Source organism: Cohnella sp. GCM10027633 (assembly GCF_042675445.1).
In the GTDB taxonomy this organism is placed as follows: domain Bacteria; phylum Bacillota; class Bacilli; order Paenibacillales; family Paenibacillaceae; genus Cohnella.
In genome coordinates, this window is sequence record NZ_JBHTGV010000003.1 from 170,814 (window position 1) to 196,918 (window position 26,105).

A 26,105-nucleotide genomic window follows, 5' to 3' on the forward strand; every position below is an offset into this window, starting at 1 on the left:
TCCTTCGATGTGCGCTCTGATCGTGACTGTCATTCCGTAACCGCCTGCTCTTCCCCGGCCCCGGCGTCTCCGCCGTCTCCGCCTTCGTCGGGGTTATCCGCGGGCGGATCGACCGGCTGGTCCGTGCCCGGATCTCCGCCCGACGCCGGAATGTCCGCGTACGGGATCACTTGCTCCGACAAGAATTGGCCGTCGCGGTAGATCATCACTTTGCCGTCTTTGCCCGGTGCGAGCACTAACGTTACCGGGATGGACGTCGTCGCCGTGATTTTGCGGTCCGGCAGATCGACATTGTCTCCGCGCGCGTCGGATACGGTAATCTTGATCGTGCTCTCCTTGCCTTCCTCGGCCGGAGACACGGTTACCATGACCGATTCCTCGCGCGCGTCGGCCGGATAGCCGGTGCTGATCCAGATCTGCACTTCCGCGCCTTCCGACACCATCTCGTTCTGCTCGGCCGGGAACTGCTTGAACACCGTTCCCTTCGGCGTATAGCTCGCCGCTCTCGTTATGTTCTTCTCCGGCAGCTTCAGGTTGTTCTTCTCGATGAGCGCCTTCGCTTCGCCTTCCGTGCGGCCGATCAGGTTCGGCATCGCGAACGCCTCGCGGCCTTTGCTGATCGTAAGCGTAACGGTCGTCTCCGCCGGATCGAACTCCTCGTTCGGCTTCGGATTGGATCTCAGCACGGTGCCGGGATCGCTGTCGTCGAACACTTCGGACGGGAGCACGTTGTCCGCGGCGACGCCCATCTCGACGAGTTGCTGTTTGGCATCTTCGAACGGCTTGCCCGCCAGATCCGGCATCGAAGGCAGCTGCTCGCCGATGCTGACCGTCAGTTGGATGACCGCGCCCTTGGCGACGGTGCCGCCTTGCTTCGTCTGCTTCATGACAATATCCTCGGCGTATTCCTTGCTCTGCTCCTCGAGCACGATAGGGTCTACGACGAGCCCGGCTTCTTCTATCAAGTTCCGCGCTTCGTTCAACGTCTCGCCGATGACGTCCGGCACCTTGACGTCCGGGGAGTCCACGATGTCGCCGAGCGCGTTGATCGCCCAGATGAGCACCGCGATCAGTATCGCCGCAAGCACGCCGAGCACGGTCGGAAGCACCCACGTGCGCTTGCGCTCGTTCAGTCCTTCCGAATTCCACCGCACGTCGGTATCTCCCGCAGTCGCGGCGGCCGGGACGGGAACTTCCAACGTCTGGCGCATATCCGGACGAATGGCGGGAATGACGCGCGTCTTATCCGCCTCTTCGTCGTCATCGCTGCTGAAGCGGACGACGGGTTCGTGGATGCGCGCGGGCTGCAGGCACGTCTCGAGATCCCGCAGCATCGCCGCCGCGGATTGATAGCGCTCCTGCGGATTTTTGCGCATCGCCTTCAGGATGATGTTCTCCACGCTCTGCGGGATGTACGGGTTGACGGACCGAGGCTCCTCGAACGGCTCTTGCAGATGCTTAAGCGCGACGCTGATCGGGCTCTCGCCGAGGAAAGGCAATCTACCCGTCAGCATCTGGTAGATGACGATGCCGAGCGAATACAGATCCGACTTCTCGCCGGTCGCGACGCCTTTGGCGTGCTCCGGGGAGAAGTAATGCACGGAACCGACGACGGAACCCGTCTGCGTAATCGTCGACGACGTCACGGCGCGCGCGATGCCGAAGTCGGTCACCTTGATGCGGCCGTTATTGCCGATCAGAATATTGTGCGGCTTAATGTCCCGATGGATGATCTGGTTATGATGGGCGTGCTCGAGCGCGTCGCAGATTTGCGCGGCGATCCGAATCGCCTCGTCGACCTGCAGCGGCGCCCGGTCGCGAATGATCTCGTTCAAGTTCGCGCCGTCGATATATTCCATGACGATATAATACGTGTCTTCGACTTGCCCGACGTCGTAGATGCTCACGATGTTCGGATGCGACAACGACGCGGCCGCTTGCGCCTCGCGGCGGAACCGCTTGACGAAGTCGTCGTCGTGGGTGAACTGCTGACGCAATACCTTAACCGCTACGAATCGATTCAATAATAAGTCCTTGGCTTTATAGACGAGCGCCATGCCGCCGCCACCGATACGAGCCAGCAGTTCGTAACGTCCGCTCAACGTATGTCCGATCATGCTGAACCTCCTCCAGTAGCGCCCGCGGCGCCGTCGTCTGCTACGAGTACGACCGTCACGTTATCGTCGCCGCCCGCGTCGAGCGCGAGAGCGATTAACTTGTCGGCCTGCGCTTCCAGATCCGCGCCGCGGGCTTCGAGCGTCCCGATCATTTGGGAATGCCCGACCAATCCGCTTAATCCGTCGCTGCAGAGCAGCAACCGGTCGCCGGATCGCCACTCGAACGACTGGACGTCGACTTCCACGTCGCGGTCGGTTCCGAGCGCGCGGGTCAGCACGTTGCGGCGCGGGTGACGCGCCGCTTCTTCCGCGCTCAGCTGGCCGGATTTCGTCAGCTCGTTGACGAGCGTATGGTCCTCGGTCAACTGCGACAGCTTGCCGTCCCGATACCGGTACGCCCTGCTGTCCCCGATATGACCGATCCAACCGTTGCTGCCCTCGACCAAGGCAAGGACGACCGTCGTGCCCATGTTGTGGTATTGTTCGTTCAAGGATGCCGTTTCAAACACGACGTCGTTCGCCTTGCGAATCCATTCGCGAAGCAGCTCGGTCTTGTCCGCGCCGGCATCGTCCCGTTTCCAGGCTTGCAGGGACGCGACCAGGCTGTCGATGGCAAGACCGCTCGCCACTTCGCCGGCGCGATGTCCGCCCATGCCGTCGGCGACGATCGCCGCCGTGAGCCCTTCGCCGAGCGTCCCGCTCCAAGCTTGATCTTCGTTCACTTGCCGTACTTTCCCCACATGACTCCGTAATGCCGTCCTCACATCGATCACCCCGTCGTCTTCTCCAGCTTCTCCGTCTTTTCCGTCTTCTCCATGTGCTTCGCCCGCAGCTGGCCGCAAGCGGCCGCGATATCGTGGCCCTGCTCCCTGCGGATCGTGGCGTTGATGTTGCGCTTCTGCAGAATGCGTTGGAATTCGAAAATATCGTCGCGAGGCGTCCGGACGTAGTTCCGTTCGGGCACGTAGTTAACCGGAATCAGATTGACGTGGCAGAGCATGCCTTGCAGCACGTCGGCCAATTCCTCCGCGTGCTCCGGCCGGTCGTTCACGCCGCCGATGAGCGCGTATTCGAACGTAATGCGCCGGCCCGTCTTCTCGATGTAGTACTTGCACGCGTTCATGACGTCGACGAACGGGAACCGCCGGTTCACCGGCATCAGCTTCGAACGAAGCGCGTCGTTCGGCGCGTGAATCGAGATCGCCAGGTTGATCTGCGTGTCCTCGTCCGCGAACCGAAGCATGTTCGGCACGATCCCGCTCGTGGACACCGTAATATGCCGGGCGCCGATATTGAGCCCTTTCGGGTGAATCATCGTCCGCAGGAAGCTCATCGTGGCTTCGTAGTTCTCGAACGGCTCGCCGATGCCCATGATGACGATGCTCGATACGCGTTCGTTAATCGGATCGAGCATCCGCTGCGACTGGACGACTTGGGCGATAATCTCGCCCGACGTCAAGCTGCGCTTCAGGCCGCCGAGGGTCGAGGCGCAGAACGTGCAGCCGACGCGGCATCCGACCTGCGTCGTGACGCAGACGCTGTTGCCGTAGTTGTGGCGCATGACGACCGTTTCGATCGCGTTTTTGTCCGCCAGCTCGAACAGGAATTTGACCGTTCCGTCTTTCGATTCGAACTTCGCGATCTCCGTCAGCGTAATGAACCGGAAGCTCGCCGCGAGCTTATCCCTGAGCGGTTTCGGCAAGTTGCTCATCTCTTCGAAGGCCGCTACGCGCTTCACGTACAGCCAATCGTAAATTTGTCCCGCGCGGAACGCGGGTTCGCCGTTTTGTTTGATCCAGTCCTGGATTTCTTCCAGCGACAGGTCGTAAATGAAAGGTTGATTATGTTCGTTATCCAATTGAGTCACCACCGTTCTTTCTATTTTACCATAAACGCCCTCGCCTCATAAACCCTAACGACCGGGACTCGCCCGTAAGGGCGGCCCTGCGCGGCATTCACAAGTCATTGGACGCGGAATTCGGCCGTTCGTTGCGCGATTATTCCCTGCGAAGCCTCGCGATGAAAAATCCGTCGCTTCCGAACATGTGCGGGAGCAGTTGGAGCGAGCCGGCGAACGAATCGGGCAGCAGCCCGGCGTCCTTAATCGGAGCCAACGCTTCCTCCGGCCATGCCGGATCCAGCTTGAACGCCGGATGGCGCTGCAGGAACAGATCGATCGCGAGCTCGTTCTCCTCCGGCGCGATCGTGCACGTGCTGTACACGAGAGTGCCGCCCGGTTTGACGAGCGATTGCGCTTGGTCGAGCAAGCGCCGTTGCAGCTCGGCTAAGCTGTCTACGTCGTCTTGCGTCTTGTTCCACTTGATTTCCGGCTTGCGCCGGATGACGCCGAGCCCGGAGCAAGGCGCGTCGAGCAGCACGACGTCGAACGAAGCCGCGGGCAGCCTGTCCGCCAGCTCGAGGGCGTCAGACACCATCGTCTCGATGCAAGCAAGGCCGAGTCTGTCGGCTTGTTGCTGAATGAGCGCTTCTTTATGGAAATGAACGTCGTTCGCGAGCACTTTGCCCTTGTCGCTCATCCGCTCGGCGAGATGGGTGGACTTGCCTCCCGGAGCCGCGCAGCAATCGAGCACGTTCATCCCCGGACGCGGGTCGGCGACTGCCGCGACGAGCATCGAGCTCTCGTCCTGGATCGAGAAGCGCCCGTCTTGGTACAGCTGCGTATGCACGAGATTGCCGGCCTTATCGGTCAGGATGCCTTGCGCGGATAACGGGGAAGGCGCCGCGCCGATTCCGGCTTCGTTCATCGCCGCCAGCAATTCCTCCCGCGTCCCCCGGATCGGGTTGACCCGAGCGGACGCATGCGGCGGCTCGTTGTTCGCCGCGCATATCGCTTCCGCCGTCTCCGCTCCGAACGCGCCGATCCAACGCTCCACGAGCCATTCCGGATGGCTGTGCGTCAGCGCGATGCGCTTCGCCTCCGGCAGGTCCCGCGGCAACGGCGTCTCGACGCCGTCCCGCAGGACGCCTCGCAGCACGCCGTTGACGAGGCCCGCGATGCCCGAATGGCCGCGGCGCTTGGCGATGTTCACCGCCTCGGCGACCGCTGCGTGCGCCGGCACGCGATCCAGCCAGCGCAATTGATAATAGCTTAACCTAAGCAAGACGCGCACCCAAGGCTCGACCTTGGCCGGCCAGCCTTTGACGCGCGCGCCGAGCGCGTAATCGATCGTGTTCATTCTCTGAATCGTGCCATAGACGATTTCCGTCGCGAGTCCCGCGTCCGGCCGCGACATCGCCGCCGCGTTAAGCGCCTGGTTAAGCGCCAGTCCGCTGAACGCCTCGTTAACCTCGACCTTCAGCAGCACTTGCAGCGCCACTTCGCGAGGACCTTGGGGCTTGCCGCCTTTTCTGAATACGTTGCTCATCGTTCGCTTCCTTCTCCGGCCCGCCGTTACGAACGGCCGCGAGCCAAGTATCCAATGCCAAAACGGGGCCGCACGGCGGCCCCGCCTCTTGACCTGTATTGTACGGCAAAACCCGGGATTATACCAGAACGAAGCCGCCGGGCGCCTAATCTCCCGCGCCGCGCGTCGTGAGCGGGTTTCGCGTTCGCGTCGTTCTCTCCTCGCTATATTCCGACTCTTTCCTTATGATAGACATAATGCGCCATCGCAACGCGGAAGACTTGGAGGACGGGATACGGATGTGGAAACCTAACCGGGAAGACGATCGGCCGATCTACCGGCAAATCGCCGACGAACTCGAGAGAAGGATCGCCTGCGGAGAGTTTCCGCCGGGCAGCCGGCTGCCTTCCGAGCGGAAGCTAGCGGAGCAATTGGACGTGAACCGGAGCACCGTCGTGCTAGCTTACGCGGAGCTGCGTTCGCTTGGCATTACCGACAGCGTCGCAGGCAGCGGAACGAAGGTTGCCTTGCATAAATGGGGAATAGCCCCCCGCCGCACGCCGAACTGGCATCGTTACGCGGAGGGCGGGAGTTTCCAGCCCAATCTGCCGATCATGCGCCGCATCCGCGAGGCGATCGGAACCCGGGAATCGCTGATCGACATGGCCAGCGGAGAATTGGCGGAGGAGCTTAGCCCGTCCGCCGACATCGCGGCGCTGCTCCGGGAAGGCGCGCTGCCGGCCCATCTCGGATACGATCACCCGCAAGGCTACGCTCCGCTTCGGGAGGCGCTCGTCGGTCACCTGAAGCGGTATCGCGGCATCCATGCCACCGAATCGTCCATACTCGTGACGTCCGGCTCCCAGCAATCGCTGTTCCTGATCACGCAATGCCTGCTCTCCCCGGGAGACGCCGTCGCCGTCGAAGATCCGTCGTACGCATACTCGTTGCCGATGTTCCAGTCGGCCGGTCTGCGGCTGTTCGGGCTTCCCGTGGACCGGGAGGGACTTCGTCCGGACGATGTCAGGGAGTTGTACCGCAAGCACAGGATCCGCATGCTCTTCCTCAATCCGAATTATCACAACCCGACCGGCGGCGTCCTTCGCGACAGGCGGCGGGAGCAACTGCTCGACGTCGCCAGCGAGCTCGGACTTCCGATCGTCGAAGACGATCCGTTCGGCTTGACGGCGTTCGACGGCTCGCCGCCGCCGACGATTAAAGCGATCGACCGCGCCGGCACGACGCTGTACGTCGGCTCGCTGTCCAAGATCGCCGCGGCCGGCCTGCGAGTCGGTTGGCTCGTAGCGCCGAGCGCGGTCGTCGAGCGGCTCGCCGACGCCAGGAGGCAGATCGACTTCGGGCTGAGCGTCATTCCGCAGCAGCTCGCGGTTAGCCTGCTCGAGCCGTCCGTGCTCGACCCCCATCTGGAACGGCTGCGCGAGCGGCTGCTGTTCCGCAGGGACGCGCTCGCGGAAGCGCTGCGCGCCGAGCTGGGAGGAGCTCTCTCGTTCGAGCTGCCCCAAGGCGGCTTGCATCTATGGTGCAAGCTGGCCGCGGACTTGCCGGAAGGCCGATTGCTAGAGGAGGCCATCAAGCTCGGCGTCGCTTACGTGCCCGGCACGATCTACGGCTCGCGTCCGGGCTTCGCCCGCTTCGCGTTCGCGAGGCCGTCGTCCGCGGGGGACCTCGCCGAAGGCGCGGCACGCTTCGCCGAAGCGGTACGGCGGCTGCTGCGCTGAAGACCGCGGCGTCATCCCCTAAGCGCGATGATGAAGTAGACGATCGCGAGCAGGACGACGAAGGCGTATAGATAGGACAATCGGGCCAGCTTGCGCCCCGTGTGCTTGAAATAAGCGGCATTCTCTTCTTTGTTGCTGCGCGACATGCCGATCGCGAGCGTCGCGACGAAGCCCGTCGCCATGACGATGACGACGAGCGCCAGCATCCAAGTCGTGTTCATGGTCATCACCCGTTCCGTGGAATTGCCCGGTTCGGCGCGGATAACCGCGCCCTCCAAGCTGGCTTCATTATAGAATCGGCCGGCTCCCGGATCACCATCCAGTTGCCGGCCGATTGGCCCATCCACTCGCGTTGCGGCGGAGGTCAGTTCAACGTATAGGCGTAAGGCGTTCCGGAGGTGCCGGGAAGCCGGTTCGTCGCGGAATCGTTGCTAATGAAGCCGATCTTGATCGCGTTGCCTGCCGACAGGCCTAGCGAAGACAGAGGAATGGCCAGCTCGATGACGGAATCGTTCCTTGCGAATTGACCCGTTCCAAGTGTCGCGGCTAACGTCCAGTTCCAGCTGTTGGCGCTGCCCGCGTATGCGAACAGGCTCTGGTTCTCGAGCAGCGAATCGATGCCCCCGCTCGCCCATCCCGTCGGATTGAAGCCCGTAGACGCGTTGTTGTCCGTATTCAAGTAAAACTGGCTTTTGACGTTCAATCCGCTGCCCTGGACAAGCAAGTACAAGTTCGTGCCGTTGTTGCGGGCTTTGATCGTCTGGACCGTGCCGCCGGCTCCTGCGTTCAGCGCCGGTACCGAACCCCACTCGGCCGCGCTGCCGTCGACCGTCACCGTCTGGGAGGCGACCGGCACGGCGCTAACCGCGCTCGACTTGGCGGACTCGTTATTGCTCGTATCGACGGCGGACACCTGGAACGAGTAGCTCGTTCCGTTCGTCAATCCCGTCGCGGTATAAGCGGGCGACGACAATGGCGTCGCGTTGAGTTTCGTCGAGCCCCGATACACGTTATACCCGAGCAGATCCGCGTCCATATTCGCCGACCAACCCAGAACGGCTTGGCCGTCACCCGCCGTTGCCGCCAGCCCGGACGGAACCGACGGAGGCGTCGTATCCGGCGGAGTCGTTCCTCCGCCGCCCAACGTATAGCTCGGCAACGCGGCGTTCTGCGCCGGCAGCCGGTTCGTCGTCGAGTCGTTCAGGACGAATCCCGCCCGGATCGTGCTGCCGTTCGCGATATTCAGCGTCGCCAGCGGCACGGAGAGCTCGACGGCGGAGCCGTTGCGAACGAACTCGGACGCGGCGAGCGTGCGCACGTTCGTCCACGACCAACCCGCTCCGTTGTTCCGGTATACGGTGTTGTTCTCGATCATGTACTCGGCTCCGCTCTCGAAGCCGCTAGCCGTCCAGCCGGCCGCGTTGTAGCCCGTCAACCGGTTGTTATCGGTATCGAGGAACAACTGCCCTTTGACGTTCAACCCCGAGCCCGATACCGCCACGTACAAGTTGCTTCCGTTATTCGTCGATTTCAGCGACTGCACGCCGGAAGTACCGGTCACGAGTGCCGGCACGCCGCCCCAATCGCCGAGCGTCCCGTCGACCGTAATGGAGGAGCCGGAGGACGACCCGGTCGGCGTCGCGTTCACCGCTGCGCTAAGCGGAGACTCTGTACCGCCCGTATTGACCGCCGATACGCGGAAAGCGTACGAGGTTCCGTTCGTCAAGCCAGAGACGGTGAACGAGGTGCCCGTAACGAGCGAGCCGTTCGCCTTCGTTCCGTCGCGGTAGACGTTATAGCCGGCGATGCCCGTCTGCGCGTTCGCCGTCCAACTCAGCGCCACCTGCCCGCTGCCCGGCGTCGCCGTCAACCCGGTCGGCGCGGTCGGTTGCGCCGGCGCCTGCGGCGTCGCGGATACCGTCGCGCTCTTCGCCGACTCCGCCCCGCCCGTATTGACCGCCGTCACTTGGAAGCCGTACGAAGTACCGTTCGTTAATCCGGTATTCGTATAAGACGGGGAAGTAATCAACGAACCGTTGACCTTCGTTCCGTTGCGGTACACGTTATAACCCGCGAGATTCGTTTCACTGTTCGGCGCCCAACTGAGCGAAACTTGACCGTTGCCTGCCGCCGCGGCTAGACCGGACGGAACGGCCGGAACCGCCGGCGTTCCCGGCACCGTGAATTTCACCGACGAACCGCCGAAGTTCGCGACGCGGAACCACGTCCATATCTCTTGTCCGGCAAGCGCCCCGGGGAAAATATAATCCGCGTCGAACATAAGCTCCGCCGACGTTCCGGATTGCTTGTATTGAACCGGCCAGCCGTTGTTGCTGATCGTCGTCGTCGGGAACTTGAACACGTCCCCCTGACCGGCGACGTGCGGCGCGAGATACACCTTGTTCAGGTTCTCGAGATAGATGCGAGAATCGGGAGAGATCGGCCAGGCGACGCCTTGCCAGCCGGTCGTCCCTTTCTTGTCGTAATCGAAATAGATCATTTCGCTTTGCAGGTTAAGCGTCGTCTTGGCGTCGATCTTCATGAAGAACTTGTCGCCCGCGAACTTCGCGTACACCTTCGTGATTCCTTTGCCGTTGTTGCCGAGCGGATCGTCGAAGATCGGCGTCTGGCCTGCCCAGTCGGAGAAGTTGCCGTCGACGTTGAAGCCGCCGTGCAAGTCCGTCGGATGCGCGCCCGCGAGCGAAGCGCCGGCGTAACCGTTCGAATCCAGCCAATTTTTCGCGTCGTGATACATGTTCGAGAAGTGGGTCGCACCGCTGACCGAGTACGCCAGGTAGTCGCTGTTCGTCACCACCTCGTTCATCCACTTGTTCGTGCTCGCGGCTGGAACGGTGAAATCGCAGATGATGATGTTGAAGCCGTCCGGCTGATTCGCCTGCGCGTTCATGTAGTCCTTCCAGAAGCCGCCGAAGTTGTCCCTGTTCCGGTACGTCGGCGAAGCGGGATTCGTGTTCCAGCTGTCCGCGAACGCCGGGTTCTCGTCGTAGAACTTCGAGCCCGACGTGATGTATGGATTGTGATACCACGATTCCGTCAGGAAAATGTTGATCGCGTGGCGGTACCTGGCGGCGAACTGCGAAGTTCCTTCGTCCGGATTAAAGTACCAGTACCCGCGGTTGGCGGCGACGATCTTCGTCGGATCGACCGCTTTGACGGCCTCTACGAGCTCGACCATGCCTTTGGCCGTGAATCCGAAGTTGCCCCGCGGCCCCCAAGACGTCGTCGGCCCCGCGCCGCCGACCGGATCCGGCGTATCGACCGTATCGAGGAACACGCCGTCGTAACCCGCGTCGTGCTCCAGCTTGTCGGTCATGAACGTAATAAGCTTCTTCCACGTCGGGTCTCCTCCGTTGATGTACCCGCCGCCGTACGTGTTGTTCTTATCGACGACGCCGTCTCCGTTCTTCCAGTAGCCCCCGTACAAATACCTGCTGTCGCTCACCCACGTGCCCTGTTGGTCGAGGTACCAAGGCATCAGGCCGGCGTTGCCCCAGCTTAGCAGGCTGCCCGTCGAGCTATAATCGTTGGCGATGGAGATGTTCGCGTAGCCGTTGTAGCCCGAGTTGTACGTGCCGTCCGGCGTCGCGCCCCCCTCTACGTTGACGTAATTGCCGCTCGCGTTGTAGTTCCATGGGTTCGGCCCGTGCAACGGCCCGCTCGGTCCGCTATAATTCGCCGGCAGCAGGCCGACGTCCTTCCCGTTCTGGATCGTCATGTTGCCGGTGAAGCCGGTGAACACGCTGGACGTCGCCAGCTCCCCTACTGAAATATAGGCGAGCACGTAGACGTCGTCGGCCGTGCCGAGCACGCCGTCGACGCCGCGTTTCACTTCGTTCACTTGGTTAGGCTGGAACGTCTCGAAGTAGAACTGGTTGTTCGCGACGTTGATGATGCGGATCGTCGGTTCGAGGATGACGAGGTCGTACGTCTTCAACGTATCGAGCTGCGTCTGGGTCGCGGCGTTCGTGCCGTACCAGATCATCACCCGGGAATATTCGTTCAGTCCGGGCACCTTGCCGTATATCGGGTCCTTCCCGATCGCCGCATGCGCATGCCGCGGCGCGAGCGGAATCGCTGCCGACAGCATCATTAGCATCGCCAGCATTAAACTTAACGCGTTTCGGCCTAGCGGATTCGTCTTTGTACTCAAATCATCCACGCTCCTAATAAGAATGAAGGTTATGACTGCCACGAACGCCTAACGACGGACGGATCACCTCGTTTCGAAGAAGATCGTAAGCATGATGCGGCAAGAAAGTGCGGAAAGTCAGCGGAGGGAAAAGGAATGAAAATTTGGATTAAATAGAGGACAATATTTGCGGATAATTTTCCCCAAACTATGGATAATTATAGAATATACAAAGCATTTTGGTCAATTGCCAGTTATTAATAAGAATTATTACGGATAAATGCGTTGTTTGGGCATGTTTCATGAGCATTTACATATAATAATCTTCATAATATTTTGGATATTTTGGCGCAAATAATTAGATACTTTGGATATAAAAAAGGCGATATCGCCACGGTCTATTCACCGCGGCGATATCGCCGTTCTTGCCTATATGGACGCTTAACCGAATTGCTTGCCCGTCTCGAGACGGGCGCCGCGCGCGTATTCGGCGGCGGACAACGCCTTCTTTCCCGCCGGCTGAACTTCCGCGAGCAGCAGACTGCCGTCGCCGGTACGCACGCGAATGCCGCTCGCCCCCGTCTCCAACACGGAACCTGGCGGCATCGCGGACCACGCCGGCTTGAGCGACGCGTCGGCGACGCCGGGCGCCTCGCAGCGCCATATCTTGAACACTTCGCCGTCGAGCTGCGTGAAGCCGCCCGCCATCGGATTAAGCCCTCTGACGCGGTTGAACAGCTCCCGTGAAGGGGCGCTCCAATCGAGCCTCTCGTCTTCGCGCGACAAGTTCGGCGCGTATGACGACTGCTCGTGCTCCTGCGGCACGCGCGGCGCTTCTCCAAGGACGATCTTCGGCAGCCATTCGCCGAGCAGACGCGCGCCCGCGACGCTCAGCTTCTCGAACATCGAGCCTGCCGTGTCCTCGTCGCCGATCGGCACGACGACCTTCGCGATCATATCGCCGGTATCGAGTCCTTCGGCCATGTACATGAGCGTAACGCCCGTCTCCGGCTCGCCGTTCATGATCGAGCGCTGAATCGGCGCGCCGCCGCGATACTTCGGCAGCAGCGAGCCGTGAACGTTGAGACAGCCGTGCTTCGGCAAGTCCAGCACCGACTTCGGCAGAATTTGACCGTAAGCCGCCGTCACGATCAAGTCGGGAGCGAGCGCGGTTACCGCCGCGACGCCTTCCGGCGAGCGCAGCTTCTCCGGCTGCAGCACCGTTAGGCCGCGCTCCAGCGCGTACGCCTTCACCGGCGGCGGCGTCAGCTCGCGCTTGCGCCCGACCGGACGATCCGGCTGCGTAACGACCGCTACGACGTCGTAGCCTTGCTCGAGCAACAACGTTAAAGAAGGGACCGCGAATTGCGGCGTCCCCATGAACAATATTCTCATCTTCTATTCTCCGTCCTGCTCCGCTTCCCTGCGCGCCTCGTACACCGATTCCGCCAAGTCGACGAACAGGATGCCGTTCAGATGGTCGACCTCGTGCTGGAACGCCCGGGACAGCAGCTCCGTGCCTTCGTATTGGATCGGCTTGCCGTTGCGGTCGAAGCCTTTGATGACGACGTGGTTGGACCGCTTCACGTCTCCTTGGAGACCCGGAATGCTCAGGCAGCCTTCCGGCCCGAGCTGTTCGCCTTCCATCGTCACGAATTCCGGATTCACCAGCTCGATCAACCCGTTGTCGTCGCCGACGTCCACGACGATGACGCGCTTGGAGATGCCGATCTGCGGCGCGGCCAAGCCGACGCCGTCGGCTTCGTACATCGTGTCCGCCATGTCGTCCAGCAGCTTGTGCAGGTTGGCGTTGAACTTCGTCACTTCCTTGGCTTGCTCCCGAAGCACGTCGTCAGGGTGTTTCACGATGAATCGGATCGACATAAGGCAACCATCCTTCTTTTAAAGTCCGTGTTCAAAAAGCCTTCCACTTACAGCATCATTTGGGGATCGACGTCGACGCTGATCTGCATGCCGTTCTTCTTCGCGGCATCGTTCAGTTCCATAAGCGCTCCGGCGACGAGCCGGCTCGCGTCCACGTCTCCCCGATATTTTACCATACATTGAAAACGGTAGCGATCTTTCAGCCTTGCGATCGGCGAAGCGACCGGCCCGAGCACCTCGAGCGCCTCCCGGACGCTTCCGGAGAAGTCCGTCCCGATCCGCTCGGCCGAAGCCGCCTCCCGGATTCGCGCGACGAGCCGTTGACCGGCGGACAGCAGCATCGGCACCGATTCGTGGGACAGCGTAATGCCGATCAAGCGGCCGTAAGGCGGATAGCCGAACACGTTGCGAAGCTTCAGCTCTTGACGGACGAAGCCTTCGTAATGGTGTCCCTGCACGGACGTGATCGACGGATGCTCGGGATCGTACGTCTGGATGATGACTTCTCCGGGCAATTCGTGCCGTCCGGCGCGCCCCGCCACCTGCGTCAGCAGTTGGAACGTCCGCTCCGAGGCGCGGAAGTCGGGCAGCCGTAGCGCCGCGTCCGCCGCCAGCACGCCGACGAGCGTCACGTAGGGGAAATCGAGCCCTTTGGCGACCATCTGCGTGCCGAGCAGCACGTCGGCCCGGCGTTCCTTGAACTCCGTCAGCCATCGTTCGTGCGAGCCTTTCTCCGTCGTCGTGTCGACGTCCATGCGGATGACGCGAATGCCGGGGAACGTCTCGGCGAGCGACTCCTCGACCTTCTGGGTGCCCGTGCCGAAGTACCGGATATGCGGGCTTTCGCAGCTCGGGCACGTCTTCGGCTCGGCCTCCGCGTAACCGCAATAATGGCAGCGCATGTTCTGCGCGCCTCGGTGGTACGTTAGCGCGATCTCGCAATGCGGGCACAGCGCGGTATAGCCGCACGAGCGGCACATGACGAACGTCGCGTAGCCGCGCCGGTTGAGCAGCAGCACCATCTGCTCGCCCTTCCGCAGCCGCTCCGTGATCGCTTCGTGCAGCGCGCGGCTGAACATCGCGCGATTGCCGAGCTTCAGCTCCTCGCGCATGTCGACGATCGTAACGCCCGGAAGCGGCCGGTCCGCGACCCGCTGCGGCAACGAAATATACCCCATCGGATGGTTCGGGCTTCTCGCCGCGGCATACGTCTCGAGCGACGGCGTCGCCGAGCCGAGCACGACGACAGCGCCGTTCTGCCTGGCGCGTTCGATCGCCACGTCGCGGGCGTGATACTTCGGGCTTTCCTCTTGTTTGTAAGACGTCTCGTGCTCCTCGTCGATGACGATAAGCCCGATGCGCTCGAACGGAGCGAAAATCGCGGAACGCGCGCCGACCGCCACCAGCGCGCGGCCCTCGCGGATTTTGCGCCATTCGTCGTAACGCTCTCCGTTCGACAGCCGGCTATGAAGCACCGCGACCTTCGCCCCGAAGCGGCTCTTGAAGCGCTCGACCATCTGCGGCGTCAGCGAAATTTCCGGCACGAGGACGATCGCTTCGCGGCCGCTCGACAGACAGCGGTCGATCGATTGCAAGTACAGCTCCGTCTTGCCGCTTCCCGTCACCCCGTGGAGCAAGAACGAAGCATGGTCGCGAGCGTCCAACGAGGCGATGATCGGCGCGATCGCCTCCGCTTGCGCGGGCGTCAGCGCCATCGGCGCCGACGGCGGGAATTCCCGGTTCGCGTAAGGATCCCGGTCTTCGGTCACGGGACGAATGTCGATCAACCCGCGCTCGGCGAGCGCGCGCACGGTCGAGGAAGTCGTCCCGAGCGCCTCGGACAGCCGCTCCACGGCGATCGGCTCCGGATGCTCCGCCAAGTAAGCGAGCACTTCGTGCTGCTTGCGCGCCCGCGCGGGAAGACCGGACATCGCTTCGCGAAGCTTATCGGCATCCGGCGCGAACACCGTCTGTACGGTTTTCACGTTCATCCGGTTCTCGACGCGCTGCCGTTCCTCGAGCCTTCCTTCGCGCAGCCACTTGCGGATCTGATCTCCCTGCTCCGGATATTGCTGCAGCAACGCGGCCAGCTTCCGCGGCTCGCCGCGTCCGAGCGCATGCAAGAGACCGCCGCTGCGGGCGGTCTCTTCGCTTGTCCACTCTGCGCCCGGCGCAGGGAACACGTACTTCTCCGCCTTGCCCTTCAGCGCGGCGGGCAGCATCGCCTGCAGCGCGATCGTCAGGGGGCACAACCAGCGCTTGCTGATCCATTCGCCGAGCTGAACGAGCTCGGCCGACAACGGCGGCACCGCGTCCATCAAGTCCGCGATCGGCTTCAGCTTCGCCGCCTCGACTTCCGCGTCCGCGGCGAACCCCGTCACGATGCCTTGCAGCGCGCGACCGCCGAACGGGACCGCGACGCGGCTTCCTATTCCGACCCAACCTTCTAGCTGGGCCGGGATCGAATAATCGAACGTGCGATCCGTCTCCCGGCTCGGCACGTCGACGATCACTCTCGCGACCGTCATGCTCCGTCCCCTTGACCGAGGCGACGATTCGCCAGCTCCAGCACGCGCTGAGCTACCGCTTTCTTCGCCATAAGCGGCAGATGCTCCGCGAAACCGTCCGCGCCGTAGACGCTGACGATATTCGTGTCCGTCCCGAACCCGGCGCCCGCTTGGGAGACGTTGTTGGCAACGATGAAGTCGCATTTCTTGCGGGTCAACTTGTCCAGAGCGTTGCGTTCCAGCTCCATCGTCTCCGCCGCGAACCCGACGATGACCGGTCCGCGGCCATCCGCGCGGGCTTCTTTCCATTCGCCGATCGCCTGCAGAATATCCGGGTTGCGGACGAGCGACAGCGTCAGCGATTCGGCCTTCTTCTTGATCTTATGCTCTTCCCGGTGCTCCGGCCGATAGTCGGCGACCGCCGCGGCTTTAATGACGATGTCCGTGCCGGGCAGCCGCGCCATGACCGCTTCCTTCATCTGCTCCGCGGATTCCACGCGGATCGTCTCGACGCCTACTGGAGGCGCTCCGTCCGTCTTGCCGCAGACGAGCGTCACGTCCGCTCCCCAATCGCGCGCCGCTTCCGCGAACGCGAACCCCATCTTGCCCGACGAATCGTTCGTGATATAACGAACCGGATCGATTCTCTCCAACGTTCCGCCGGCCGTAACGAGCACGCGACGTCCCGCGAGCGGGCGAGGACCCGCGAGCATGTCGACGACCGCTTGGACGATCTCGTCCGGCTCCGCGAGCCGGCCCTTGCCGACGTAACCGCACGCCAATTGACCCGTCCCTGGCTCCACGAAGGTGACGCCGCGCGAGGCGAGCTTGTTGACGTTGTCGACGACCGCGGGATGCTCCCACATATGTACGTTCATCGCCGGCGCGACGAGCACAGGTGCGGTTACGGCGAGCAGCGTCGTGCTTAGCATGTCGTCGGCGAGGCCGCTGGCCATCTTGGACAGCACGTTGGCCGTCGCCGGCGCGACGACGACGAGATCCGCCGCGTCCGCCCAATCGATATGCTGGACGATCGAAGCGTCGCGTTCGTCGAACACGTCGGTCGCCACCGGATGGCGGGAAATCGTCTGCAGCGTGAGCGGCGTAATGAACTTCGTCGCGCCCTCCGTCATCATGACGCGAACCGACGCGCCCAAGCCGACGAGCCGGCTGCAGAGGGTCGCCGCCTTGTAAGCGGCGATGCCGCCGGAGACGCCGAGCAATATCGTTTTGCCCGATAGCGACTTGACCATGGATTCCCCTCTTCTCTGATTAGAAAAAAAACAACCGCTGGGGTTGTCCTTTTCGTTGGATGCGCTTATTTCAAATGCTCGACTTTGATCGCTTCGTGGTAAATTTCCTCGAGCGCCACGCCGACTTGCTTGTGCGATTTCGGAGCGCCGATGCCGCACAGTTCGCCTTCGCGCAGCCCGCGCGCGCGCTTGGAAGCCGCTACGACGAGCGTATATTTGCTGTCTACCTTCTTGACCAATTCATCGATCGATGGATACAACATTCGTTATTCACCTCTCTCACGCGTTCTCGGCGGTCGATATCGCGTCCAGCTCGTTGCACAATTCGTGCAGGAACCGCTGGCGCTTGCAATGCTCGGCGGTAATGATCGCGTCGATCCGCTTGCAGGCGAGATCGATCTGATCGTTCACGACGGCATAATCGTAATGGTAGAGCAGATTGATCTCGTCCTTCGCGACGGACATGCGATGGTCGATCGTCGCCTGCGATTCCGTGCCGCGACCGCCGAGCCGGGACTTCAGCTCGTTAAGCGACGGAGGCATCAGGAAGATGAATACGCCTTCCGGAAACTTCTCTTTCACTTTCAGCGCGCCTTGCACTTCGATCTCGAGAATGATGTCCTTGCCTTCGGACAGCGTCTTCTCTACGAATTCGCGCGGAGTGCCGTAGAAGTTGCCGACGTATTCGGCATGCTCGAGCAACGCGTCGTTCCGGATCATATCCTGGAACTGCTCGCGCGACTTGAAGAAATAGTTGACGCCGTCCCGCTCGCCTTCGCGAGGGGTGCGGGTCGTCGCCGACACCGAGTAGACGAGCTCGGGCATCTTCGCGCGCAACGCCGCGCACACCGTGCCTTTGCCTACGCCGGACGGTCCCGACAATACGAATAACAATCCTCTGTTCATTGCGATCCCCGATTCATTCGTCATGTTCGTCGTCTTTGGTAGACAACCGGTGCGCGACCGTCTCCGGCTGTACGGCCGATAAGATGACATGGTCGCTATCCGTAATGATAACCGCGCGGGTGCGTCTGCCATACGTCGCGTCGATCAGCATGTGCCGGTCGCGCGCTTCCTGGATAATCCGCTTGATCGGTGCCGATTCCGGACTGACAATGGATATAATCCGATTCGCAGATACGATATTGCCAAATCCGATATTAATCAGCTTAATCGCCATGGCTACACATTCCTCCGGTCATAACCGCGTTTCTCAACTACCGATGATAATATTCTATTGTACTTCAAATCCATAGGAGGGACAAGGGGAACGCCCCGTCCTACTTCTTGGAGGCGTATTTCGCGCTGTTCTCCTTCACGTACTTCGTGAGCGCGACCGTCATCTCGTAAGCGAGGAACGGCGTCATCAGATAGATGCCGTTGAACCGGGCCATCGCCGCGTCGAGCAGCTCTTCCGCGATCCGGACGCCTTCCGCGCGCCCTTCGGCGCCTTCGAGTCCGCTCATGCGCCTGCGCACCTCGTCGGACAGTTGGATGCCGGGCACCTCGTTGTGCAAGTATTCCGCGTTGCGCCCGCTCGCGAGCGGGAAAATCCCGAGGAATATCGGCACGTTCAAATGCTGCGTCGCGTCCGCGATCTGATCGATCAGCGCCGCGTCGTAAACCGGCTGCGTCATGATGTAGTCGGCTCCGGCGGCGATTTTGCGTTCGAGACGCTGCACCGCCTTGTCCAGGTGCTTGACGTTCGGGTTGAACGCGGCGCCGACGATGAACTTCGCCTTCTGCTTAAGCGGCTTGCCGGAGAAGGCGATTCCTTCGTTCAGCTGCTTGATCATGCGGATGATCTCGAACGAAGTCAAGTCGTATACCGAGCTCGAGCCCGGCAAGTCGCCGAACTTCGCCGGGTCGCCGGTAACGGCCAGCACGTGGTCGATGCCGAGCGCGTCGAAGCCCATCATGTGCGACTGCGTACCGATGAGGTTACGGTCTCGGCACGCGATGTGAACAAGCGGTCGGATGCCGATCCGCTCGTTCAGCAGCGCGGCGAGCGCCATATTGCTCATTCGCGTGACGGCGAGCGAGTTGTCCGCCATCGTCAGCGCGTCCGCTTGCGCGTCCTTGAGCGCCTGCGCGCCGGCCATGAACTTCGCGATGTCGAGATCGCGCGGCGGGTCCAGCTCGACGATGACAGTATGGCGTTCGCGCACGAGGTCGACGATGCTCGGCTCGGCAGGTATCGCCGGCGGCGTCGCTTCGGGTTCACGTTCCGCGACCGCGATCGACTCGGCCGGTTCGGCTTTCGCCGGCGCTTGCCCCACGTCCGCCGATTGCGGCACGTATGACTTCAGCGCGCCCGCGATCGCGGCGATATGCTCAGGCGTCGTGCCGCAGCAGCCGCCGATGAGCCGCACGCCCGCGTCCGCGAACCGGATCGCCGACGACGCGAAATATTCCGGCGAAGCGGAATAGACGACTTTGCCGTCGACGTAATCCGGGATGCCCGCGTTCGGGAACACGCTGAGCGGCAGCCCGAGATCGGCCGGCAGCGTCTCGACCGCGCGCAGGATGCCGTTCGGTCCGCTGCGGCAGTTGAAGCCGATGATGTCCGCTCCCTCGCCCTTCAACCGGCGGAACGCGTCTGCGAGCGGGATGCCGTCGTGCGTCCGGTACGGGTCTTCCACCGCGAATTGGCAGATGACGCTGATGTCGCTTTTCTTACGGATGATGCCCAGCGCTATGGATAGCTCTTCGAGATCGAAGAACGTCTCGAGCAAGAGACCGTCGACGCCCGCGCCGAGGAGCGCTCCGATCTGTTCCTCGAAGTCGCGGCGCACGATCGCGGTGCGCACGTTCTTGCCCGCGCCGCCTCGAACGGCGCCGATGGAGCCGACGACGTACGCGCTTTCGGGAGCCGCGCGGCGCGCGATCGCGACGCCCGCGGCGTTGATCTCTTCGGCCTTCTTCTCGAGGCCGTACCTCGCGAGCTTGTTCTGCTGCGCGGAATACGTGTTCGTCTCGATGATCTCCGCTCCCGCGGCCGCGTAGCGGCGGTGCACGTCGGCGATGACGTCGGGCTTGATCAGATTGAATTCTTCGAACGAGACGCCTACCGGCAGCCCGAGCTGATATAAGTAAGTTGCCATCGCTCCGTCCCCGACGTACGGACGCTGTGCGAGCGCGGCGCGCAATTCCGGTTTCATGAACCTTCCCCATCCAATCCCATCATAAAGTATTACTACTGTAGCACATATTGTCGCTCTAGAACACTCGCAGATCGTCTCTGACCCAAGAAAAACAGGGGATTTCCGCCCGGTAAAAGGGTAGAAACGCCGCGTTAACCCGACTTTTCCGGGTTGTGAAGTGATTTGAGGCGCATGGGCGGAATTTAGCCCGATTTACCCGGGTTGCGGCGCCGAGTTTGAGCGATTCGCGCGCGGTAGCCCGACTTTGCCGGGTTATTGGGCCGAGATCGGCGGATTGGCTCGCGATAGCCCGGGTATTCCGGGTTACCGGGCCGAGATTGGTGGATTGGCGCGCGGTAGCCCGGCTTTTCCGGGTTACTGGGCCGAGATTGGTGGATTGGCGCGCGATAGCCCGGGTATTCCGGGTTACCGGGCCGAGATCGGTGGATTGGCGCGCGGTAGCCCGGACATTCCTGGTTACTGGGCCGAGATTGGTGGATTGGCTCGCGATAGCCCGGGTATTCCGAGTTACTGGGCCGAGATCGGTGGATTGGCGCGCGATAGCCCGGGTATTCCGGGTTACTGGGCGCGGCGGCATCGAGTTACTGCGCACGAAAGCGACACCTCGAACGAAATAGCACGCCGGCATCGAGTTACTGCACACGAAAGAGAAACCTCGCACGAAATAGCGCGGCGGCATCGAGTTTCTGCGCACGAAAGCGACACCACGCACGAAATAGCAAGGCGGCATCGAGTTGCCGCACGCGCAAGCGACATCTCGCACGATCGCGGTAACGCCGAGTTACTTCTACTCCCACTCACCGACAACGGCGCAAAACGAACAAAACCCGGCCCAAGGGCCGGGTTCTTCTATGCGCGGTGCGCAAGGCGCGTCGCGAATGCGATCAGATCGTTCCCGTGTAGACGGCGGCCGCCGGGCCGGTCATGTACACGCGGTCGTTATCCTCGTTCCAGTCGATAAGCAAGTCGCCGCCCGCGAGCGAGATCGTCGCTTTGCGCCCCGTCAGTCCGTTAAGGACGGACGATACGAGCGTCGCGCAAGCGCCGGTGCCGCATGCGAGCGTCGGGCCAGCGCCGCGTTCCCATACACGCATATCGACTTGGTCGCGGCTGTTCACCGTCGCGAATTCCACGTTGATCTTGCGCGGGAAGAGCGGATGCTTCTCCAGCTTCGGTCCCCACGTCGCGAGGTCGAAGCCGGCCGCGTCGTCGACGTAGATAACGCAGTGCGGATTGCCCATCGATACGGCCGTGAACGCGAAGTCGCGCCCGTCGACCGTCACCGTATGCCCGAGCACCGGATTCGCGTCGATCGTCGTCGGCACGTCGAGCCCGTTCAACACCGGCCGTCCCATGTCCACCGTAACCCTTGCGACTTGACCGTCCGCGCCGAGCTCGAGCTCGACCGGCTGAACGCCCGCGCCGAGCGTCTCGATCGTCAGCGACGTCTTGCTCGCCAAGCCGTTATCGTACACGTACTTCGACACGCAGCGGATCGCGTTGCCGCATTGCTCCGCCTCGGAGCCGTCGGAGTTGATGATTCTCATCTTGAAGTCCGCGACTTCGGAAGGAAGAATGTAGACGAGTCCGTCCGCGCCGATGCCGAAGAACCGATTGCATAGCTTGATCGCCAGCTCGTCCACGCCCGAGGGCAGCGCCTGCTCTCCCGCGACGACGATGAAGTCGTTGCCGAGTCCGTGCATTTTCGTGAATTGCATGTGTATAGCCTCCTGTAAGCGCCAGTCCGCTTCGTCTTCTCCCCTCATCATACCGGGAAAAAGCCGCCAAGAGCATACAGCAATTGTTCGTTTGTTTGCACGATTCCGACAGTCCGCCGGCTTACTCCCCGCGAATGCTCAGCTTGTCCAGCGCTTCCTTGGCCAGCTTGCGAGCCTCCTCGACCGTCGCGGCAGCCGTAAGCGTCACCGCCATGCGGCGGCCGACCTTCGTGACCGGCTTGCTGAATACGCGAACCTGCGTCTTCGGCACGGACAACGCCTCGCCGACGCCGTCGATCCGATAATCGGTCAGCTCGGCCGTCGCCTTAAGAGGACGGCTCGCGCCCGGCGATACGACGTTGATCTCCGGGATCGGATAACCGAGTATCGCCCGCGCGTGCAACGCGAATTCGGACAAGTCTTGGCTGACGAGCGTCACGAGACCGGTATCGTGCGGACGCGGGGACACTTCGCTGAAGTATACTTTGTCCTTCGCCAGGAACAGCTCGACTCCGAAAATACCCGCGCCGCCAAGCTCGTCCGTGATCGCTTTGGCAATCCGCTTCGACTCCTCCAGCTGCGCTTCGCTCATCGCGTGCGGCTGCCACGACTCGATATAATCTCCGTCCTGCTGGATATGCCCGATCGGCGCGCAGAACGCCGTGCCGCTGCTAGAGCGGACGGTAAGCAGCGTAATCTCCGATTCGAACCGGATGAACTGCTCGACGATAACGCGCGTCTGCTGCACGCGTCCGCCTTCCATGGCGATCTGCCAGCAGCGCGTCAGATCGTCCTCGGATTTGCAGACGCTTTGCCCTTTGCCCGACGAGCTCATGAGCGGTTTTACGACGCAAGGGAAGCCCATCTCCCTCGCCGCTTGGCCGAACGAATCGAAGTCGTCGGCGAACCGGTAGTCCGCCGTCGGCAGCCCGAGCTTCTCCGACGCGAGGCGCCGAATGCCTTCGCGATCCATCGTCAGCTGCGCGGCGCGAGCGGTCGGAATGACGCGGAACCCTTCCTTCTCCAGCTTCACGAGCTCCGCCGTCGCGATCGCTTCGATCTCCGGCACGATCAAGTCCGGCTTCTCCCGCTCCACGATCTCGCGTACGGCGGCGCGGTCCAGCATGTCGACGACGTAGCTGCGGTGAGCGACCTGCATCGCGGGAGCGCCCGCGTAGCGGTCGACCGCGATCGTCTCGACGCCGAGCCGCTGCGCCTCGATAATGACTTCCTTGCCGAGCTCTCCCGAGCCGAGCATGAGCAACTTTCTGGTCTGATGCATGAACGTGTCCCCCCGAAATCTATGGATATTCATGTCCATTATACACGTTTCCGACAGGGGCGGAACGTTGCCGCGGACGCAATAAAGCCGCCACTGATGGCGGCTTTCGATTGCATTCGTACGATTAGCGGGCAACCTGGCGCGGAGCGGCGCCGCCGCCTCCGTACGCGATCCGGCCTTTCTTCGGTTTCGACGTGCCGAGCACGCTGCCGATGCCCATCGCGAACGTCGGAATGCCGGCAGCGACAAGGACGAGAGCCCAATCGCGGATGCCGAGCGGCACCGTCTTGAAGATCGGCTGGAGCGGTTCGACGTACAGGACGGCCAGCATGAGCAGCAGCGACGAGAGGACGGCCAGCACGAGGAATTTGTTCTCCAGCATGTTGCGATGGAAAATCGAGCGCGAGCTCCGGCAATCGAACACGTGGATGAGCTGCGCCATGACGAGCGTCGCGAACGCGACGGTTTGCGCGTGGACGAGACCTTTGCCCGCGTTCAGCGCCAACACGAACGCGCCGAGCGTGCACAAGCCGATCAGAATGCCGCGGCTGACGATCTTCCAGCCGAGCCGCCGCGCGAAAATATTTTCCTTCGCCGAACGAGGTTTATGCTGCATCAGATCGCTCTCCGCCTGGTCTACGCCGAGCGCCATCGCCGGCAAGCCGTCGGTGACGAGGTTGACCCACAGAATCTGGATCGGTACGAGCGGCAGCGGGAAGCCCGCCATCATCGCCAGGAACATCGTCATGATCTCGCCGACGTTGGAGGCGAGCAAATAACGAATGAACTTGCGGATATTCTCGTAGATGCCGCGCCCCTCTTCGACCGCCGCGACGATCGTCGAGAAGTTGTCGTCCGCGAGGACGAGCGCCGACGCTTCCTTCGTCACGTCCGTCCCGGTCACGCCCATCGCGATGCCGATATCGGCAGCCTTCACGGCAGGCGCGTCGTTGACCCCGTCGCCGGTCATCGCCACGACGTGGCCGCGGCGCTGCAGCGCCTGCACGATGCGCAGCTTGTGCTCCGGCGATACGCGCGCGTACACGTTGACGTCGTCGGCGATCTGCTCGAGCGCGGCGTCGTCCATCGCCGCCAGCTCCGTGCCGGTGACGACGCGGCCGGATTTGCCCATGATGCCGAGCGTCTTGGCGATCGCTTCCGCCGTTACGCCGTGGTCGCCGGTTATCATGACCGTCTTGATGCCGGCGTGGCGGCATTTGGTGATCGCATCCTTCACTTCCTTGCGCGGAGGATCCATCATGCCGGCGAGGCCGACGAAGACCAAGCCGTTCTCCGCCTGCGCGTCGGAGTCGCAAGCGTCCGCGCCCTTCAATTCGCGGAACGCGAGACCGAGCACGCGCAGCGAGTCCTTCGCCATCGCCTCGTTCGCCTGCAGCACCTTCAGCTTCAGCGTGCCGGTGAACGGCACGACGTGGTCGCCCCACAGCACGTACGCGCAACGCTCGACGAGCAAGTCCGGCGCGCCCTTCGTGCAGATGAGCTTGCCTCCCTGATGCGAGACGAGCACCGACATCCGTTTCCGATCCGGGTCGAACGGGAATTCCTTCTCCCGCTTATACAAGCTTTCGAGCGAGCCTTTGCTCAGTCCCGTCTTCGCCGCGAGCACGAGGAGCGCGCCTTCAGTCGGATCGCCCTTCACGCGCCATTCCGGCTTCTCGTCTACCGCGCCTTTGCCGGACTTGCGTTTCTTCGGTTCGTCGACCGGATCGACGTGCGCGATTTCCGAGTTGTTGCACAGCGCCGCGATTTGCGTCAATCTGCGCAGCGACGCGTCTCCCTTCGCGTCGATCCCTTTGCCGGCTTCCTTCAATTGCCCGATCGGCTCGTAGCCTTCGCCCGTTACCTCGATTTTGCGATCGCCTAGCCATAGCTGGGTGACCGTCATCTTATTCTGCGTCAGCGTCCCCGTCTTGTCCGAGCAGATGACGGAGGCGCAGCCGAGCGTCTCGACCGACGGCAGCTTGCGCACGATCGCCCGGCGCTTGATCATCCGCTGCACCCCGAGCGCCAGCGCGATCGTGACGATCGCCGGCAGCCCTTCCGGAATGGCGGCGACGGCGAGGCTAACGCCCGCTAGGAACATATCGTACATCGGTTGCCCGTGAAGGACGCCCGCGATGACGACGACGACCGTCAGCGCGATGGCGACGACGATCAAGATTTTGCCGAGCTGCTCGAGACGGTGCTGCAGCGGCGTATCCGCCTCCTCCGTCGTTTGGATGAGGTCGGCGATCTTGCCCATCTCCGTCTGCATGCCCGTCATCGTCACGACGCCTCTGGCCGTGCCTCGCGTCACCATCGTGCCGAGGAAGCCGCAGTTTTTGCGGTCGCCGAGCGGCGGCGCTTCGGCCGAGATGACGCCCGGCTCCTTGACGACCGGCACGGACTCGCCCGTCAGCGCGGATTCGTCGACGGAGCATTGGTTGCATTCGATGAACCGCAGATCGGCCGGAACGCGGTCGCCGCTCTCGAGCAGGACGACGTCGCCCGGAACGAGCTGCTTCGCGGGAACGACGTGGAACGTGCCGCCCCGCAGCACCTTGGCGCTTGGCGCCGAAAGCTCCTTCAACGCGCGCAGCGAGCGCTCCGCCCGAAACTCCTGGTAGAAACCGAGGATGCCGTTAATGAGAATGATGGCGATGATCGTGAGCGCGTCCAGCATCTCTCCGAGCAGACCGGAGATGACGACCGCGCCGACGAGCACGAGCACCATGAAATCTTTGAATTGGTTCAGAAGCAGCTTGATCGGGGATTCCCCGCGTTTTTCCTGCAGCTCGTTCGGACCGACCGACGCCTGCCGCTTCGCCGCCTCCTCCGCCGATAACCCGTTTTTGAAATCCGTATGGAGCTCTCCCTGCAGTTGCCCCTCGCTTAGCTGATGCCATGACTTCCGTTCCACGACGGT

General features: G+C 62.3%; 18 protein-coding genes. 1 reads left to right on the plus strand and 17 read right to left on the minus strand.

The window, feature by feature from the left end:
- Positions 1-29 precede the first annotated feature (29 nt).
- The 4 genes from pknB to rsmB form a co-directional block, all read right to left on the minus strand.
- Complete coding sequence (gene pknB / locus ACFQZG_RS09905) at positions 30-2,117, minus strand: Stk1 family PASTA domain-containing Ser/Thr kinase (protein WP_378151916.1); 2,088 nt, start codon at positions 2,115-2,117, stop codon at positions 30-32.
- Positions 2,114-2,881 carry a Stp1/IreP family PP2C-type Ser/Thr phosphatase gene (locus ACFQZG_RS09910; RefSeq protein WP_378151918.1) on the minus strand — a complete coding sequence of 256 codons (768 nt, stop codon included), beginning with the start codon at positions 2,879-2,881 and terminating at the stop codon, positions 2,114-2,116. The genes pknB and ACFQZG_RS09910 overlap by 4 nt, the downstream gene beginning before the upstream one ends.
- Before the next feature lie 5 nt (positions 2,882-2,886).
- Complete coding sequence (rlmN, locus tag ACFQZG_RS09915; RefSeq protein WP_378151920.1) at positions 2,887-3,975, minus strand: dual-specificity RNA methyltransferase RlmN; 1,089 nt, start codon at positions 3,973-3,975, stop codon at positions 2,887-2,889.
- A 139-nt stretch (positions 3,976-4,114) separates the two neighbouring features.
- Positions 4,115-5,503 carry a 16S rRNA (cytosine(967)-C(5))-methyltransferase RsmB gene (rsmB, locus tag ACFQZG_RS09920; protein ID WP_378151922.1) on the minus strand — a complete coding sequence of 463 codons (1,389 nt, stop codon included), beginning with the start codon at positions 5,501-5,503 and terminating at the stop codon, positions 4,115-4,117.
- Between the two features lie 278 nt (positions 5,504-5,781).
- Here rsmB and ACFQZG_RS09925 point away from each other — a divergent pair, with 278 nt between their 5' ends.
- Positions 5,782-7,221: an aminotransferase-like domain-containing protein gene (locus ACFQZG_RS09925; RefSeq protein WP_378151924.1), complete on the plus strand. Its 1,440-nt coding sequence runs from the start codon at positions 5,782-5,784 to the stop codon at positions 7,219-7,221.
- A gap of 11 nt (positions 7,222-7,232) precedes the next feature.
- On the opposite strand, the gene ACFQZG_RS09930 is transcribed toward ACFQZG_RS09925, so the two are convergent.
- The 13 genes from ACFQZG_RS09930 to ACFQZG_RS09990 form a co-directional block, all read right to left on the minus strand.
- Complete coding sequence (locus ACFQZG_RS09930; protein WP_378151926.1) at positions 7,233-7,568, minus strand: hypothetical protein; 336 nt, start codon at positions 7,566-7,568, stop codon at positions 7,233-7,235.
- A gap of 17 nt (positions 7,569-7,585) precedes the next feature.
- Positions 7,586-11,392 carry a fibronectin type III domain-containing protein gene (locus ACFQZG_RS09935; protein ID WP_378151928.1) on the minus strand — a complete coding sequence of 1,269 codons (3,807 nt, stop codon included), beginning with the start codon at positions 11,390-11,392 and terminating at the stop codon, positions 7,586-7,588.
- 420 nt (positions 11,393-11,812) lie between these two features.
- Positions 11,813-12,766, minus strand: coding sequence for a methionyl-tRNA formyltransferase (gene fmt, locus ACFQZG_RS09940; RefSeq protein ID WP_378151930.1), 954 nt, complete (start codon positions 12,764-12,766; stop codon positions 11,813-11,815).
- A gap of 3 nt (positions 12,767-12,769) precedes the next feature.
- Positions 12,770-13,255: a peptide deformylase gene (def, locus tag ACFQZG_RS09945; protein WP_378151932.1), complete on the minus strand. Its 486-nt coding sequence runs from the start codon at positions 13,253-13,255 to the stop codon at positions 12,770-12,772.
- A gap of 47 nt (positions 13,256-13,302) precedes the next feature.
- Positions 13,303-15,783, minus strand: coding sequence for a primosomal protein N' (gene priA / locus ACFQZG_RS09950; protein ID WP_378151934.1), 2,481 nt, complete (start codon positions 15,781-15,783; stop codon positions 13,303-13,305).
- Positions 15,780-17,015, minus strand: coding sequence for a bifunctional phosphopantothenoylcysteine decarboxylase/phosphopantothenate--cysteine ligase CoaBC (gene coaBC, locus ACFQZG_RS09955; protein WP_378151936.1), 1,236 nt, complete (start codon positions 17,013-17,015; stop codon positions 15,780-15,782). Before coaBC ends, priA begins: the two co-directional genes overlap by 4 nt.
- A 65-nt stretch (positions 17,016-17,080) precedes the next feature.
- On the minus strand, positions 17,081-17,278 hold the full coding sequence (gene rpoZ, locus ACFQZG_RS09960) for a DNA-directed RNA polymerase subunit omega (RefSeq protein WP_378151938.1): 198 nt from the start codon (positions 17,276-17,278) through the stop codon (positions 17,081-17,083).
- 16 nt (positions 17,279-17,294) lie between these two features.
- On the minus strand, positions 17,295-17,921 hold the full coding sequence (gmk, locus tag ACFQZG_RS09965; RefSeq protein WP_378151940.1) for a guanylate kinase: 627 nt from the start codon (positions 17,919-17,921) through the stop codon (positions 17,295-17,297).
- 13 nt (positions 17,922-17,934) lie between these two features.
- Positions 17,935-18,195 (minus strand): extracellular matrix/biofilm regulator RemA, encoded by a 261-nt coding sequence (remA, locus tag ACFQZG_RS09970; protein ID WP_027084220.1) that lies wholly within the window; start codon positions 18,193-18,195, stop codon positions 17,935-17,937.
- Positions 18,196-18,295: 100 nt separating this feature from the next.
- Positions 18,296-20,176: a bifunctional homocysteine S-methyltransferase/methylenetetrahydrofolate reductase gene (locus ACFQZG_RS09975; protein WP_378151942.1), complete on the minus strand. Its 1,881-nt coding sequence runs from the start codon at positions 20,174-20,176 to the stop codon at positions 18,296-18,298.
- An 887-nt stretch (positions 20,177-21,063) separates the two neighbouring features.
- A complete protein-coding gene (gene dapF / locus ACFQZG_RS09980) occupies positions 21,064-21,897 on the minus strand; it encodes a diaminopimelate epimerase (RefSeq protein ID WP_378151944.1) in 834 nt (277 codons plus the stop codon).
- A gap of 121 nt (positions 21,898-22,018) precedes the next feature.
- Positions 22,019-23,179, minus strand: a complete 1,161-nt coding sequence (gene purT / locus ACFQZG_RS09985; protein WP_378151946.1) for a formate-dependent phosphoribosylglycinamide formyltransferase — start codon at positions 23,177-23,179, stop codon at positions 22,019-22,021.
- Between the two features lie 124 nt (positions 23,180-23,303).
- Complete coding sequence (locus ACFQZG_RS09990) at positions 23,304-26,099, minus strand: calcium-translocating P-type ATPase, SERCA-type (RefSeq protein ID WP_378151948.1); 2,796 nt, start codon at positions 26,097-26,099, stop codon at positions 23,304-23,306.
- Between the last annotated feature and the right edge of the window lie 6 nt (positions 26,100-26,105).

Coding starts and splice junctions, on each gene's coding strand:
- pknB (WP_378151916.1), bottom strand. CDS start 2,117: ATGATCGGACATACGTTGAGCGGACGTTACGAACTGCTGGCTCGTATC.
- rsmB (WP_378151922.1), bottom strand. CDS start 5,503: ATGAGCAACGTATTCAGAAAAGGCGGCAAGCCCCAAGGTCCTCGCGAA.
- ACFQZG_RS09925 (WP_378151924.1), top strand. CDS start 5,782: ATGTGGAAACCTAACCGGGAAGACGATCGGCCGATCTACCGGCAAATC.
- fmt (WP_378151930.1), bottom strand. CDS start 12,766: ATGAGAATATTGTTCATGGGGACGCCGCAATTCGCGGTCCCTTCTTTA.
- def (WP_378151932.1), bottom strand. CDS start 13,255: ATGTCGATCCGATTCATCGTGAAACACCCTGACGACGTGCTTCGGGAG.
- priA (WP_378151934.1), bottom strand. CDS start 15,783: ATGACGGTCGCGAGAGTGATCGTCGACGTGCCGAGCCGGGAGACGGAT.
- coaBC (WP_378151936.1), bottom strand. CDS start 17,015: ATGGTCAAGTCGCTATCGGGCAAAACGATATTGCTCGGCGTCTCCGGC.
- rpoZ (WP_378151938.1), bottom strand. CDS start 17,278: ATGTTGTATCCATCGATCGATGAATTGGTCAAGAAGGTAGACAGCAAA.
- gmk (WP_378151940.1), bottom strand. CDS start 17,921: ATGAACAGAGGATTGTTATTCGTATTGTCGGGACCGTCCGGCGTAGGC.
- remA (WP_027084220.1), bottom strand. CDS start 18,195: ATGGCGATTAAGCTGATTAATATCGGATTTGGCAATATCGTATCTGCG.
- ACFQZG_RS09975 (WP_378151942.1), bottom strand. CDS start 20,176: ATGAAACCGGAATTGCGCGCCGCGCTCGCACAGCGTCCGTACGTCGGG.
- dapF (WP_378151944.1), bottom strand. CDS start 21,897: ATGCAATTCACGAAAATGCACGGACTCGGCAACGACTTCATCGTCGTC.
- purT (WP_378151946.1), bottom strand. CDS start 23,179: ATGCATCAGACCAGAAAGTTGCTCATGCTCGGCTCGGGAGAGCTCGGC.